The following is a 14745-nucleotide window of genomic DNA, read 5'->3' as shown; positions in this document are numbered from 1 at the left end:
CTACCCTCACCTGACATGCCCCTTGCCTCGATTCCCAGCCCTTCCCAAGGGGTCTGGTATCTCGGAATCATCCCGATCCGGGCTTATGCGCTATGCATCGTGCTCGGCGTCGTCGTCGCCGTCTGGCTGAGCGAGCGCCGCTGGCGCGCCCGCGGTGGCCAGCCGGGGACCATCATCGACATCGCGGTCCCCGCGGTCATCTTCGGCCTGATCGGCGGCCGGCTCTACCACGTCATCACCGACTGGCAGACCTACTTCGGCAGCCGTGCGATCAAGGAGCCCATCCAGGCCCTGTACATCTGGGAGGGCGGCCTCGGCATCTGGGGCGCGATCGCGCTCGGCGGCGTCGGCGTCTGGTGGGCCGCGCGCAGGCGCGGCCTGTCCATGACCGCGCTCGCCGACACGATCGCGCCGGGCATCGCCTTCGCGCAGGCCATCGGCCGCTGGGGCAACTGGTTCAACCAGGAGCTGTACGGCTCGCCGACCACGCTGCCGTGGGGCCTGGAGATCGACGTCGACCACGGCGGCGAGCCCGGCGTCCTCTACCACCCGACGTTCCTGTACGAGTCGCTGTGGGACGTCGGGCTCGGCTTCGCGCTCATCTACCTGGGCCGCCGCCTCGCGCTGCACCACGGGCGGCTGTTCGCGCTCTACGTCGCCGGCTACACGCTCGGCCGCTTCTGGATCGAGGGCCTGCGCATCGACCCGGTCGGCGGCGTGGACCACGCGGTCGAGTTCCTCGGGCTGCGGCTCAACCAGTGGACGTCGATCGTGCTGTTCATCGGCGCGGTGGTGTACTTCTGGGCGACCAGGAACAAGACGGGCGTGGAGATCGTCGTCCCGCCGTCGGCCCACTACGAGCCCGGCGCGGAATCCGCCGACCCGGCCGACTCCGGCGAGTCCGGCGAGTCCTCCGGGTCCTCCGGCGGCGACACGCCCGAGGGCGAGGCATCAGGAAAATCTGCCCCGGATCCGGACGCGCCCAAGGCCGAGGCTCCCGCCGATTCTGCTGATCCCACCGATCACGCCGATGCCGCCGATCCCGCCGAGGATCCCCAGGTCGGCGACCAAGCTGACCTTTCCGATGCCGAACCCGTGTCGAAGGAGAAGAACTCGCGATGAACGGTCGCGCGGAGATCCACCACCTACGTCGTGACGTCACCGGAGGCCGGTCACGGCCCCCGGTGTCCGGCGCGATGGACGGCCTGGTGTCGAGCTTCGCGCTCATCGCGGGTGCCGCGTCCGGTGCGGCGGGGCTGTGATGGCTCGGCGCAGAGGCCCGTCCGGTTCGGGCGGGCGGTCGAACGGCGACCGTTCAGGGCGTTCCCGGGGGGCCCAGCCGGGCGCTCCGGGGTCCCACGCCACCGACGGCCAGGGCTTTCCCGCCGCCGACGGCTTCCACACGCCCGGCACGGACGGGCGTGGGTTCCAGGCTCAGGGGCATGACGGCTGGTCGGCCACCGATTCTTCGGGTGGTCGGCGGGCTTCCGGCACCGACGCGGGCGGCTGGCCCGCGGCCGGTGGCCAGTCCGTGGGCGGCACGGACATCAGCGGGTGGCCTGTGGCGCGTGCCGGGAGCGATCACGGGGTGGGCGGCACCGACATCAACGGCTGGCCCGTGGCCGGTGGCGGCCATGCTGCCGGTGGTCACACTGCTGGCGGCGGTCACGCTGACGGTGGGCATGCCGGCGGTGGTGGTCACGCTGCCGGTGGGCATGCCGGCCCTGGTGGTTACGCTGCCGGTGGTGGTCACGTTAGCGGTGGGCACGCTGGCGGTGGCACGGACGGCGGTGGCTGGCCTGCTGCTGGTGCGCATGGCGGTGTGGCTGGTGCGCATGGTGGGCCTCCTGTGGCCGGTCCCCAGGGCGGTCACTCTGCGGCCAGTGTGCACGGTGGGCAGCCTGCGGCCGGTGCGCATGGCGGTCAGTTTGTGGCCGGTGCGCACGAGTCTGCGGCCGGCGTGCATGGTGGTGGTGGCGCTGGTGGTGGCGCTGGTGGTGGCCAGCCTGCGGGAGGCACGGACGGCGGTGGCTGGCATGCGTCCGGCGGTGGCCGGTCCGGGGCCGAGGGCGAGGGCGGCAGGAGGTCGTCCGGGAGCCGTAGCAGCCGGAGGGCGGCCCGCTCACGTGGCGGGCACTCCGCGGAGCCGGTCAGCGTCGACTGGCAGGCGGCGGGCACCGACAGCAGCGGCCGGGCGGGAGCGCGTGGCGCCGAGGCGGGCTGGCTGGAGGCGGACGCCGAGGGGGGCTGGCTGGCGGGAGACGCCGACGATGGCACCTGGCCGCCGAAGGACCTTCCCCACGTACGGTCGGCCAGAAAGGCCCAGCCCAGCGGCGGCCGATCGTCACACAGGGACGGCTTCAGCACCGACACTCCCCGCGGCACCGACGCGACCGCCCGGGCCGACGCGACCGGCTGGGCCGACGGAACCAGCCGGGCCGACGCATCCGGATGGCCCGGCGAACCCTCGCAGGGCGACACGTCCGGCAGAGGCCGTGGATCCCGCAGAGCCGACGCCGCCGCCCGCGACAACGGCGCGGGCAGGCGCGATGGCGCGGGGAGAGACAACGGCGCGGGAAGGGACAACGGCGCTGCGCACGATGGCGGCGAGTGGCTCGATGGCGCTGCACGGCGCGATGGCGGCGGGCGGCACGACGGCGCTGGGCGGCACGACGGCGCTGGGCAGCACGATGGTGTTGCGCGGCACGATGGCGGCGGGCGGCGAGACGGCGTTGCGCGGCGCGATGGTGGCGGGCGGGACGACGGTGCGGCACGGGACGACGGTGCGGGAAGGGGCGACGGCGCCGATCAGACGGCGTCAGCGTCCAGGAAGCGGCGCCGGACCCCACGCTCCGACTGGCAGCTCCCCCTGCTCACCGACTGGGGTTTCCGCCCGGAGCAGCAACGGCTGATGGTCATCATCGTCACGGTCGTGGCCGTGCTGGCAGGCGGGACGGGCCTGGTGGCGGCCATCGTCAACCTGGGCACGTACGCACCGGAACGCCAGGCGGGCGCCGCCGTGCTGGGCCCCGACGCGGCGGTGCCGCAGGTGTTTCATGGGTGGGGCTCGCCCAAGCTGTTCGACCCCCTCGCGGAGCGCACGAAGGACGCGAAGGCCCTGACCGAGAAGGAGGTCTTCAGCCAGAGCGAGCTCGCCGTCACCAAGAAGCTCAAGCTGAAGCTCGTCGCCAAGCAGCTCGACGCCGACTGCTCGGCCGCGCTGTGGGGCGGCACCCTCCTCGAACGGGTCTCGGCCGCGGGCTGCACCCAGGCCGCCCGGGGCCTGTACGCCAGCTCCGACGGCCGGTACGTCGGCCAGTACACGCTACTCAACCTCAAGGACGGCAAGTCGGCGGCCGAGCTGGTCGAGTCATTGAAGACCCTTTACCGTGGCGGCTGGGCGAACCCCCTCACCTCCACCAAGGCCTCCTTCCCCGGCGGCGGCTACTCGGAGGCGGGCGGCTACGCGCTGGGCCACTACGTCGGCATGGTGTGGCTCGGCAAGGTGGACGGCACGGAACCCACCACCAAGGACGACTTCGTCTCGCTCACGCTGGCGCTGCGCGGAGCGGAGAAGGCCGTCTACCGGCGCGTCGTCGCGATCACGGGATCGGCCTCCTGATGCCACGCGCCCGCACCGAGGCGACGCCCCCCGACGACCCCCGCCTCCGACCACCCCGGCTCCGGCCATACCGGCTCTGACCGTCCTGGCTCTGACCGTCCTGGCTCTGACCGTCCTGGCTCTGACCGTCCTGGCTCTGACCGTCCCGGCTCTGACCGCCCCGCCTCCGACGACGCCGCCTCCGGCACCCTGGCCGGCGACGCCTGGGACGAGGAGCGGGACGGACGCCCGAAGTTCCGCCTCCTCGCCATCGCCGCCGCCGTCGTCCTCGTGCTGGCGGCCGTCGGGGCGGGCGGATGGTGGTGGCTGGGACGCGAGCAGCCCCGCCCCGCCACCTTCCACGCCGAGCCCACGTCCGCCTTCTACTCCGCCATCGACGACCGCCGCGACGACGCCGCCCCGCTGACCCTCCAGGAGGTCTTCACCCAGGCCACCCGGACGCTGGGCACCATGAACCTGGCGGCGACCCGCGAGTTCACCGACTGCGACGAGGTGCTCTCGGGCGCCACGGCGTCGGGGTGCACGCAGGCGCTGCAGGCCACGTACCAGGGCGGGGGAGTGGCGGGTCAGTTCGTCATCTTCAACCTCGGGGACGGTCGGGCGGCCGACGCGCTGGTGGCGGCGCTGCGCACGGATGGGTTCGTGCGGCAGGACATCGCGTTCGACGCCGCGGGCAGCCGGGCGCAGGCGCGGGCCATGGGGCATTACGTGACGGTGAGCTGGGTGGGCGGCGCCGCGCCCGCCGAGGATGCCGCGCCCGCCGAGGATCTGGTCACGGCGCTGGTGGCCCTCGACGGGCTGGGCAAAGTGGTCCAGGGCCGCATCATCGCCGCCATCTGACCCGCTCCCGCTGGTCAGGCCCTGGCTCAGATGGTGGCGGTCAGGGACTTGACCGTGGTGGCGACCGCGTCCCGGAGGCCGGTCAGGCGGTGCAGGGGCGCGTCCAGCGGCGTCAGGTCGTCCGACCAGTCGGCCGCCTCCCGGATCAGGGTGCGGGCCTCGTTCTTGGTCAGCGTCGTTCCCTGCGCCCTGGCGAGCGCGATGAGGCCCTCCCGCCACGTGTTGGCCAGCTTGCCGTGCCCGTTGTCCAGGATCCTGCGCAGCACCACGTCCACGTCGCCCTCGGGTTGCGGCAGGCGTACGACGTCCAGCACGCCCTCGCGCGCCTCCGCCACCGCGTAGACGGCCGACAGGGCGGCGGGCAGGCGCGACGGGAGCCCCGGGCCTGTGACGCGGAGTTGGGTGGCGCGGGAGGCGAGCAGGAGGCGGGGGAGTGCGGCCTCCAGGCCTGCCGGGACGGCCACCGCCACCCGGGACGGGGCGGCGGCGTAGGGCTTGGCGAGCCAGGTCGAGAGCTTGACCCTGGGCTGGGTGAAGGATTTGGGCCAGTCGCCCACGAGTAGCTCAGCCTCAAATCCGGCTAGCACCTCCACCACAGGACCCGCCACCCCGGCGCCCGCTCCCGCGCCCGCTTGCGTGCCCGCCGTTTCGGTGCCCGTCGCGCTGTCCGCCGGTGTGCCCGCCGTCCGATCGCCCGCCGTCTGGGTGCTCGCCGGTGTGCCTGCCGCCCGGGGGCCCGTCGTCTCGGTGCCCGCCGCGCTGCCCGCTTGCGTGGCCGCCGTCTTGGCGCCCGTCGCAGGGCCCGGCGCAGAGTTCGCCGCAGGCCCCGTCGCAGGGGTCGCGCCGAGCGCGCTTTCCACCGCCTGCGGCCCCTGGGTGTAGATGGCCGTGGCCTGGCGGCTCAGCCGCGACTGCACGGCCGGCCGGGTCTTGCTGGTTGGCCGCAGGATGTAGAGATCGGCGGCAGACCCGATGGCCTCAGCCCCGAAGTACCGATTGAAGTCCGGATAAATCGCTTCGTAGGCAAGGTTGAGCTCGGACAACTCCTGCTGCACCTTGAACGCCAGCAACGGCGTACGCTCACTGGCCCCGTACGCCAGCAGCACCCGCCCCCCCTCCTTCAGCCCCTCAAGGGCGCGCGCCACGAACAGCCCCGTGCCCTCAGGCGTGTAGGGCGGGTCGGTGAGGGCGAGGTCGTGGTCGCGGGCCGAGGCGGGCAGGCCGAGGCGCAGGTCGGCCCAGCGGGTGCGGACGCCGAGCCGCTGCTCGTCGAGGTAGGCCAGGATGCGCTCGTCCACGTCGACGACGGTCACGTCGGTCGCGGGGTGGACGAGTTTGACCGCCAGCGACGTCAGGTCGTGGTCGCCCACGCACAGCAGGCGCGAGCCGGGCAGCCAGAAGCGGGCTCCCAGCAGCAGCGCTCTGCGCAGCACGGTCTCGGGCGTGGCAGAGACGTGGTCGAGGACGTGGCGGGCGCGCGGCGCCTTGGCGATGAGCGTGGTGAGGCGGTCGAGGGCGGGGCCGTAGTGGGGCAGGAGGTGGGCGACCGGGTTTTCAGGGGGTGGGGCGACGGCGATGAGGTCCTGGTAGGCGGGGGTGCTGGTGAGGGGGACGCGGAAGCGGTCGCCGTCGCGTTCCAGCGGCAGCTCGCGCAGCAGGGCCTCGATGGTGCGCCGGGACGTGGCCGTATCCCTGACCAGTTCCGGCAACGTCCACCATTGGCCGTCGCACAGCAGGCTCAGGGCGTGCCTCAGCCGCCTGCTGTCGGCCCCCGCCTCGGTGAGCAGGCGCTCGACCCCGTCACGCTCCATGGCCCAAACCCTATCGGCTCGCGGGGACTCGCTCCCTCTGGCGGAAATCGCAGCGTGGATCGGGAATTTCGGTGGCCACGCCCAGGGTTTGGGATAGGGAGTTCGGATGTCGAGATGGGCGCAAAAGTTCGTAATGCGGACGCGGCGGGCACCATTCCGGCAGGGTGAGGTAATCTCTACCCACGATATGCAGCAGGGCCAACGTCGTCCCCGCCTGTAGAGCAGTTCTAGACAGACGAAGACGACGGGAGGGATTCAATGCCTGCTGCCCACCTCGGGTTCCCCGAGCCCCAGGGCCTGTACCACCCCGCCAACGAGCACGATGCCTGCGGTGTCGCCATGGTTGCCGACGTCGCCGGGCGCCGTGGTCACGGCATCGTGGTCAAGGCGCTGACGGCGCTGTGCAATCTTGATCACCGGGGGGCCAAGGGTAGCGAGCCGGACACCGGCGACGGAGCCGGGATCCTGACGCAGATCCCCGATGGGTTCTACCGGGCTGTCGTGCCGTTCACGCTGCCCGAGGCCGGTGCGTACGCCGCCGGCATCGCCTTCCTGCCGTTCGACGCCGAGGCCAGGAGCGTCGCGACGCGCCTGATCGAGGAGATCGCGGCCGAGGAGGGCCTGACCGTGCTCGGCTGGCGCGAGACGCCGGTCGACCGGGAGCTGCCGGGGCCGAGCGCCCGGGCGGTCATGCCGCACTTCGCCCAGCTCTTCGTGTCCGACCCGGAGGGCCGCACGGGGCTGGAGCTGGACCGGCTCGCGTTCTGCCTGCGCAAGCGGGCCGAGCACGAGGCCGACGTGTACTTCCCCTCGCTGTCGTCCAGGACGATCGTCTACAAGGGCATGCTCACGCCCGACCAGGTCGAGCCGTTCTTCCCCGACCTGAGCGACGAGCGTTACGAGACCGCGATCGCGCTGGTGCACTCGCGCTTCTCCACCAACACGTTCCCGAGCTGGCCGCTGGCTCACCCGTACCGTTACATCGCCCACAACGGCGAGATCAACACGGTCAAGGGCAACCGCAACTGGATGCGGGCCCGCGAGGCGATGCTGGCCTCCGCCCACATCCCGGGCGATATTTCGCGACTTTTCCCCATCTGTGACCCGGACGGCAGCGACACCGCCAGCTTCGACGAGGCCCTGGAGCTGCTGCACATCGGCGGCCGGAGCCTGCCGCACGCCGTCCTCATGATGATCCCCGAGGCGTGGGAGAACCACACCGAGATGGACCCGGCGCGCCGGGCCTTCTACGAGTTCCACTCCACGATGATGGAGGCCTGGGACGGCCCCGCCTCGATCACCTTCACCGACGGCACCCTGGCCGGCGCCGTGCTCGACCGCAACGGCCTGCGCCCCGGGCGCTTCTGGGTGACCGCCGACGGCCTGGTCGTGCTCGCCTCCGAGGCCGGCGTGCTGGACATCAAGCCCGAGGACGTGGTCCGCAAGGGCCGCCTGCAGCCGGGCCGCATGTTCCTCATCGACACCGCCCGCGGCAAGATCATCGAGGACGACGAGATCAAGGCCGAGCTCGCCGCCGAGCTGCCGTACAACGACTGGCTGCACGCCGGCCTCGTCCGCTTCGAGGAGCTGCCGACCCGCCGGCGGGAGATCCCCACCCACGAGGCGCTCGTCAAGCGGCAGCAGACCTTCGGCTACACCGAGGAAGAGCTGCGCATCATCCTGTCGCCGATGGCCAAGACCGGCCAGGAGCCGATCGGCTCGATGGGCACCGACACGCCCGTCGCGGTGCTGAGCGAGAAGCCGCGCCTGCTGTTCGACTACTTCACGCAACTGTTCGCGCAGGTCACCAACCCGCCGCTGGACGCCATCCGCGAGGAGCTGGTCACCTCTCTGGCCAGCACCATCGGGCCGGAGGGCAACCTGCTGGACCCGGGGCCCAGCTCCTGCCGCCAGCTCGTGCTGCCCTACCCGGTGATCGACAACGACGAGCTCGCCAAGATCATCCACATCAACGACGAGCACGACCTGCCGGGCTTCCACCCGTACGTCATCAGCGGCCTGTTCGAGGTCGCCGGCGGCGGCGAGGCGCTGCTGCGCCGCCTGGAGGAGATCAGGACCGAGGCGTCCAAGGCGATCGCCGACGGCGCGCGCATCATCGTGCTGTCCGACCGCGGCTCCTCCGACGCGCTCGCGCCGATCCCGGCGCTGCTGCTCACCGGCGCGGTGCACCACCACCTGATCCAGGAGAAGACCCGCACCAAGATCGGCCTGGTCATCGAGACGGCCGAGGCCCGCGAGTGCCACCACATGGCGCTGCTGATCGGCTACGGCGCGGGGGCGATCAACCCGTACCTGGCGATCGAGACGATCGAGGACCTGGTCGACACCGGCGTCCTCCAGCTCGACAAGCGCAAGGCCGTGCGCAACCTGATCAAGGCGTACGGCAAGGGCGTCATCAAGGTCATGTCCAAGATGGGCGTGTCCACGGTGGCCTCCTACACCGGCTCGCAGATCTTCGAGGCGCTGGGCCTGAGCCAGGAGGTCATCGACTCCTGCTTCATCGGCACCACCTCCCGCCTCGGCGGCGTCGGCTTCGACGTGCTGGCCGAGGAGGTCGCGCAGCGGCACCGCCACGCCTACCCGCGCGCGGAGAACCCCCACCGCAGGCTCCAGGTCGGCGGCGAGTACCAGTGGCGGCGCGAGGGCGAGCCGCACCTGTTCAACCCCGAGACCGTCTTCAAGCTGCAGCACGCCACCAGGACCCGCCGCTACGAGATCTTCAAGGAGTACACGAACCTCGTGGACTCCCAGTCGGAGCGGCTGATGACCCTGCGCGGCCTGTTCAAGCTGCGCAAGGGCGAGCCGATCCCGATCGACGAGGTCGAGCCCGTCGAGAGCATCGTCAAGCGGTTCTCCACCGGCGCGATGTCGTACGGCTCCATCTCGATGGAGGCGCACGAGACGCTCGCCATCGCGATGAACCGGCTCGGCGGCAAGTCCAACACCGGCGAGGGCGGCGAGGACCCCGAGCGCCTGTACGACCCGGCCCGCCGGTCGGCGATCAAGCAGGTGGCCTCCGGCCGGTTCGGCGTCACCTCCGAGTACCTGGTCAACGCCGACGACCTGCAGATCAAGATGGCCCAGGGCGCCAAGCCCGGCGAGGGCGGCCAGCTCCCCGGCCACAAGGTCTACCCGTGGGTCGCCAAGACCCGGCACTCCACGCCCGGCGTCGGCCTCATCTCGCCGCCGCCGCACCACGACATCTACTCGATCGAGGACCTGGCCCAGCTCATCCACGACCTGAAGAACTCCAACCCGGAGTCCAGGGTCCACGTGAAGCTGGTCGCCGAGGTCGGTGTCGGCACGGTCGCGGCAGGCGTGTCCAAGGCGCACGCCGACGTGGTGCTCATCTCCGGGCACGACGGCGGCACCGGCGCCTCGCCGCTGACGTCGCTCAAGCACGCGGGCGCCCCCTGGGAGCTCGGCCTGGCCGAGACCCAGCAGACGCTGCTGCTGAACGACCTGCGCGACCGCATCGTCGTCCAGGTGGACGGCCAGCTCAAGACCGGCCGCGACGTCGTCATCGCCGCGCTGCTGGGCGCCGAGGAGTACGGCTTCGCCACCGCTCCGCTGGTCGTCTCCGGCTGCGTGATGATGCGCGTCTGCCACCTCGACACCTGCCCGGTGGGCGTCGCCACGCAGAACCCCGAGCTGCGCAAGCGCTTCACCGGCAAGCCCGAGTTCGTGGTCAACTTCTTCGAGTTCATCGCCGAGGAGATCCGCGAGTACCTCGCCGAGCTGGGCTTCCGCTCGCTCGACGAGGCCATCGGGCACGTCGAGATGCTCGACATGACGGCGGCCGAGAACCACTGGAAGGCCAGCGGCCTCGACCTGTCGCCGATCCTGCACCAGCCGGAGCTGCCCGCGGGCACCCCGCTGCGCCGCACGGTCGAGCAGGACCACGGGCTGCAGCACGCGCTGGACAACACGCTCATCCAGCTCGCCGAGGGCGCCATCAACGGCGGCACCCCGGTCACGCTGGAGCTGCCCATCCGCAACGTGAACCGCACGGTCGGCACCATGCTCGGCTACCAGGTCACCAAGCGGTACGGCGGCAAGGGCCTGCCCGACAACACGATCGACATCTCGTTCACCGGCTCGGCGGGCAACTCGTTCGGCGCGTTCGTGCCGCGCGGGATCACGCTGCGGCTGACCGGCGACGCCAACGACTACCTCGGCAAGGGCCTGTCCGGCGGGTGGGTCACCGTCCGGCCGCACGACGAGGCCCCGCTCGACGGCCACATCATCGCCGGCAACGTCGCCCTGTACGGCGCCACGTCCGGCGAGGTGTTCGTCAGGGGCGTCGTGGGCGAGCGGTTCTGCGTGCGCAACTCCGGCGCCACCGCGGTCGTCGAGGGCGTGGGCGACCACGGCTGCGAGTACATGACCGGTGGCAAGGTCGTGGTGCTCGGCCAGACCGGGCGCAACTTCGCGGCCGGCATGTCGGGCGGCATCGCGTACCTGCTGGACCTCAAGCCCGAGCGGGTCAACCGCGAGATGGTCGCCATCGAGGCGCTCACCGAGCAGGACGCCGAGTTCCTCAAGGAGACCGTCGAGAAGCACTTCGCGGAGACCGGCTCGCCGGTCGCCAAGGCGCTGCTCGCCGACTGGGACGCGGCGCTCGGCCGGTTCGGCAAGATCATGCCGACCGACTACAAGAGGGTGCTGGAGGCCGCCGAGGCCGCCCGCATCGAAGGCAGGGACATCGACGAGGCCGTCATGGCGGCCGCGGTCAAGGGCTAAGGGAGGCGTACCGAATGGCTGACCCGAAGGGTTTTCTCACGCACGACCGGGAGCTGCCGGCGCGCCGCCCCGTGGACGTCCGCATCAGCGACTGGCGCGAGGTCTACCAGGACTTCTCCCAGGAGAAGCTGACCAAGCAGGCGGCCCGGTGCATGGACTGCGGCATCCCGTTCTGCCACAACGGCTGCCCGCTGGGCAACCTCATCCCGGAGTGGAACGACCTGGTCTTCCGCACCGACTGGCGCGAGGCGATCGAGCGGCTGCACGCCACCAACAACTTCCCGGAGTTCACCGGCAGGCTCTGCCCGGCTCCGTGTGAGGCGGCGTGCGTGCTCGGCATCAACTCCGACCCGGTGGCGATCAAGCGGGTCGAGGTCGAGATCATCGACCGGGCGTTCGCCGAGGGCTGGGTCACCCCGCAGCCCCCGGCCGTCAAGACCGGCAAGAGGGTCGCGGTCGTCGGCTCGGGCCCCGCGGGGCTCGCCGCCGCCCAGCAGCTCACCCGCGCCGGGCACGACGTGGTCGTGTTCGAGCGGGCCGACCGCGTCGGCGGGCTGCTGCGCTACGGCATCCCCGAGTTCAAGATGGAGAAGCGGCACATCGAGCGCCGCCTGGAGCAGATGCGGGCCGAGGGCACCGAGTTCCGCACCGGCGTGAACGTCGGCGTCGACATCACGGCCGCCGAGCTGCGCGAGCAGTTCGACGCGGTGGTGCTGTCCGGCGGCGCCACCCAGTGGCGCGACCTGCCGGTGACCGGGCGCGAGCTCAAGGGCGTCTACCAGGCGATGGAGTACCTGCCGCTGTCCAACAAGGTCCAGGAGGGCGACTACGCGGTCTCGCCCATCTCGGCCGAGGGCAAGCACGTGGTCGTGATCGGCGGCGGCGACACCGGCGCCGACTGCATCGGCACTGCGATCCGGCAGGGCGCCGCTTCCGTCACCCAGCTCGAGATCATGCCGCAGCCGCCCAGGGCCAGGCCCGGCAGCCAGCCGTGGCCGACGTTCCCCATCCTGTTCAAGATGGAGAGCGCCCACGAGGAGCTGGCGGACGGCGGCGGCCAGCGCGTGTACGCGGTGTCCACCACCGAGTTCGTCGGCGACGCCGACGGCAACGTGCGGGCGCTGCGGCTGGTCGAGGTCGAGGGGCCGCAGAACGGGTTCAAGCCGATCCCGGGCACCGAGCGGGAGATCCCGGCCGACCTGGTCACGCTGTCCATGGGCTTCGTCGGGCCGGAGAAGGGCTCGCTGCTGCAGGACCTGGCGGAGGCGGCCGGCGACGGCTTCTACGACGCCAGGGGGAACGTGGCGCGCGACAAGACGTACATGTCCAAGGTGGACGGCGTGTTCGTGGCGGGCGACATGGGGCGCGGGCAGTCGCTCATCGTGTGGGCGATCGCCGAGGGCCGCGCCGCCGCCAGCGGCGTGGACCGCTTCCTGACCGGGGAGACGGCGCTGCCGTATCCGATTCTTCCCACTGCTCGTCCGCTCGTCTGATGCGCTGAACGGCCCGGTCCTTTGTGACCGGGCCGTTTCGCTTTTTCATTCGTTACGGCAAGCCGACGTCACCGCCACCCGCCGCACGGGGCTGAGGGCCTCCAGGAAGACGCCCGCTGAGCCCGCACGTGGCGGGCCGCCGCTACGCGCGCATGGTTGACCGTCCGCGTGGTCAGGCCGCACAGGTTCGCGCGATGGCGTCCAGCACCCGTTGCGAGTCGGCGTCGGCGGCCCGGTAGATGATCAAGCGCTGGCCCGGGGCCTGCAACGGCGCCAGCACCTCGTACTCCACCGTCAGCGGCCCCTCCGCGGCGTGCCGCAGCCGCTTGCGCCCCCTGGCGTTGACCCGCACGTCCCGCATGGCCCACAGCCGGGCGAACTCCTCGCTCCCGGAGGTCAGCTCCTCGACCAGGTCCGCGAGGCCCTTGTCGCCGGGATGAGCGGCCCAGGAGGCGCGCAGGTCGGCGATGCCCTCGCGCATCGTGCGCTCCCTGTCGCGGAAGAAGCCGTCGAGGCCGGGGTGGAGCATGCACAGCCACAGGCTGTTGCGCTGCCTGGGCGGCAGCGTGCCGAAGTCGAGCATCAGCCCGGCCATCTCCGGGTTCCAGGCGATGATGTCGAAGCGGTGGTTGACCACCATGGCGGGCAGCGGCGACAAATCCAGGACCAGCCGGGACAGCGGCCCGGCCTCGTCGCCGGCGGGCCCTTCGCGCTCGGGCCTGCTGACCGGCCGCTGCCGGGCCAGGTCGAACAGGTAGAGCCGCTCGTCCTCGCTCAGCCGCAGCGCCCCGGCCAGCGCCTCCAGCACCTCGGGGGAGGGGCGCAGGCCGCGCCCCTGCTCCAGCCGGATCACGTAGTCGACGCTGACTCCGGCCAGCTCGGCGACCTCTTCCCTGCGCAGCCCCGGCGTGCGGCGGTGGGCGCGGCGGGGCGGCAGCTCGACGTCACCGGGACGCAGGCGCTCGCGGCGCGTCCGCAGGAAGGCGGCGAGCTCGCGGGTCGGGTCGACGGTGCTCATCGCCTCGATTTTACGATCCTGGGAAGGCCGGTCCCAGGAAGGGCCTTCCCTTACCCATCGCTCGCGGCCCGAGCAGGCTGGGGAGCATGACGACTCTTGACACCTACCGCTTGCTGGGCCGTTCCGGGCTGCGGGTCTCGCCGCTGGCGCTGGGCACGATGACGTTCGGGACCGACTGGGGCTGGGGCTCCGACCGGGACGAGTCGCGCCGCGTCTTCGAGGCGTACGTCGAGCGCGGCGGCAACTTCGTCGACACCGCCAACCAGTACACCGACGGCACGTCCGAGGCGCTGGTCGGCGAGTTCGCGGCGGGGCGGCGCGAGCAGCTCGTGCTGGCCACCAAGTACAGCGCGACCAGGCGCCCCCGCGACCCGAACGCGGGCGGCAACCACCGCAAGAGCATGGTGCAGTCGGTGGAGGCCAGCCTGCGCCGCCTGCGCACCGACCGCCTCGACCTGCTCTACTTGCACGCCTGGGACTTCACCACCCCCGTGGAGGAGATCCTGCGCGGCCTGGACGACCTCGTCAGGGCAGGCAAGGTGCTCTACGTGGGCATCTCCGACACGCCCGCCTGGCAGGTCTCCCGCATGCAGGCCATCGCCGACCTGCGGGGCTGGTCGCCGCTGATCGCCCTGCAGATCGAGTACAGCCTGATCGAGCGGACGGGGGAGCGCGACCTGATCCCCATGGCGCGCGAGATGGGCCTCGGCGTCATCCCGTGGTCGCCGCTGGGCAGCGGCGTGCTCACCGGCAAGTACACCCGTGCCGACCTGGCGCACGAGATCTCCGCAGACCCGTCGGGCTCGCGCAAGAACGTGGCGGTGGCCAACGGCTCGCTGACCGAGCGCACGCTCGGCGTCGCCGACGCGGTCAAGCGGGTCGCGGGGGAGGTGGGCGCGACGCCGTCGCAGGTGGCGCTGGCCTGGGCGCTGCTGGAGCCGGGCGTGACGGCGCCCATCGTGGGGGCGCGGACGCTGGCGCAGCTCCAGGACAACCTGGGGGCGCTGGACGTGCGGCTCACCGGCGAGCAGCGCGCCACGCTCGACGAGGTCAGCCGGGTGGAGCTGGGGTTCCCGCACGAGTTCCTGCGGCGGCCGATGCCGCGCAGCGTGATCATGGGCGAGGTCACGCTCGAACACACCCGCTGATCACCGGCGAGGGACGAAGCGGGCCTTTCTTGAGGTGGGCCCGCTTCGC

The 14745-nt window shown here is 71.8% G+C and carries 11 protein-coding genes; 8 read left to right on the top strand and 3 right to left on the bottom strand.

The features are described from left to right. Positions 1 to 15 precede the first annotated feature (15 nt). Positions 16 to 1122, top strand: coding sequence for a prolipoprotein diacylglyceryl transferase (lgt, locus tag ABD331_RS12440; protein ID WP_344473864.1), 1107 nt, complete (start codon positions 16 to 18; stop codon positions 1120 to 1122). Then, positions 1119 to 1262: a hypothetical protein gene (locus ABD331_RS12435; RefSeq protein ID WP_344473862.1), complete on the top strand. Its 144-nt coding sequence runs from the start codon at positions 1119 to 1121 to the stop codon at positions 1260 to 1262. Before lgt ends, ABD331_RS12435 begins: the two co-directional genes overlap by 4 nt. A gap of 53 nt (positions 1263 to 1315) precedes the next feature. Here the strand turns inward: ABD331_RS12435 and ABD331_RS12430 are convergent, their stop codons facing one another. After that, on the bottom strand, positions 1316 to 2038 hold the full coding sequence (locus ABD331_RS12430) for a hypothetical protein (protein ID WP_344473861.1): 723 nt from the start codon (positions 2036 to 2038) through the stop codon (positions 1316 to 1318). A gap of 511 nt (positions 2039 to 2549) precedes the next feature. Between ABD331_RS12430 and ABD331_RS12425 the strand changes: the two genes are divergently transcribed. The 3 genes from ABD331_RS12425 to ABD331_RS12415 all read left to right on the top strand — a co-directional run bounded on the left by ABD331_RS12425 (position 2550) and on the right by ABD331_RS12415 (position 4462). Next, positions 2550 to 2912: a hypothetical protein gene (locus ABD331_RS12425; RefSeq protein WP_344473860.1), complete on the top strand. Its 363-nt coding sequence runs from the start codon at positions 2550 to 2552 to the stop codon at positions 2910 to 2912. Then, positions 2912 to 3622, top strand: coding sequence for a hypothetical protein (locus ABD331_RS12420; protein ID WP_344473859.1), 711 nt, complete (start codon positions 2912 to 2914; stop codon positions 3620 to 3622). The genes ABD331_RS12425 and ABD331_RS12420 overlap by 1 nt, the downstream gene beginning before the upstream one ends. Positions 3623 to 3892: 270 nt before the next feature. Continuing rightward, positions 3893 to 4462 (top strand): hypothetical protein, encoded by a 570-nt coding sequence (locus tag ABD331_RS12415; RefSeq protein ID WP_344473856.1) that lies wholly within the window; start codon positions 3893 to 3895, stop codon positions 4460 to 4462. A 26-nt stretch (positions 4463 to 4488) separates the two neighbouring features. On the opposite strand, the gene ABD331_RS12410 is transcribed toward ABD331_RS12415, so the two are convergent. Next, positions 4489 to 6273 (bottom strand): bis-aminopropyl spermidine synthase family protein, encoded by a 1785-nt coding sequence (locus tag ABD331_RS12410; RefSeq protein WP_344473854.1) that lies wholly within the window; start codon positions 6271 to 6273, stop codon positions 4489 to 4491. A gap of 258 nt (positions 6274 to 6531) precedes the next feature. On the opposite strand from ABD331_RS12410, the gene gltB reads away from it, so the two are divergent. Then, entirely contained in the window at positions 6532 to 11037 is a 4506-nt protein-coding gene (gene gltB, locus ABD331_RS12405) for a glutamate synthase large subunit (RefSeq protein WP_344473852.1), read from the top strand. A 14-nt stretch (positions 11038 to 11051) separates the two neighbouring features. Next, positions 11052 to 12530, top strand: coding sequence for a glutamate synthase subunit beta (locus tag ABD331_RS12400; RefSeq protein ID WP_344473850.1), 1479 nt, complete (start codon positions 11052 to 11054; stop codon positions 12528 to 12530). Between the two features lie 172 nt (positions 12531 to 12702). On the opposite strand, the gene ABD331_RS12395 is transcribed toward ABD331_RS12400, so the two are convergent. Next, positions 12703 to 13548 carry a helix-turn-helix domain-containing protein gene (locus ABD331_RS12395; RefSeq protein WP_344473848.1) on the bottom strand — a complete coding sequence of 282 codons (846 nt, stop codon included), beginning with the start codon at positions 13546 to 13548 and terminating at the stop codon, positions 12703 to 12705. Between the two features lie 86 nt (positions 13549 to 13634). Here ABD331_RS12395 and ABD331_RS12390 point away from each other — a divergent pair, with 86 nt between their 5' ends. Continuing rightward, complete coding sequence (locus ABD331_RS12390; protein ID WP_344473846.1) at positions 13635 to 14696, top strand: aldo/keto reductase; 1062 nt, start codon at positions 13635 to 13637, stop codon at positions 14694 to 14696. The last annotated feature ends 49 nt before the right edge of the window (positions 14697 to 14745 follow it).

The organism is Nonomuraea monospora (genome assembly GCF_039531895.1).
Taxonomy (GTDB): domain Bacteria; phylum Actinomycetota; class Actinomycetes; order Streptosporangiales; family Streptosporangiaceae; genus Nonomuraea; species Nonomuraea monospora.
Note: the sequence above shows the minus strand (reverse complement) of the source record. Positions and strands in the feature narration are given on the sequence as shown.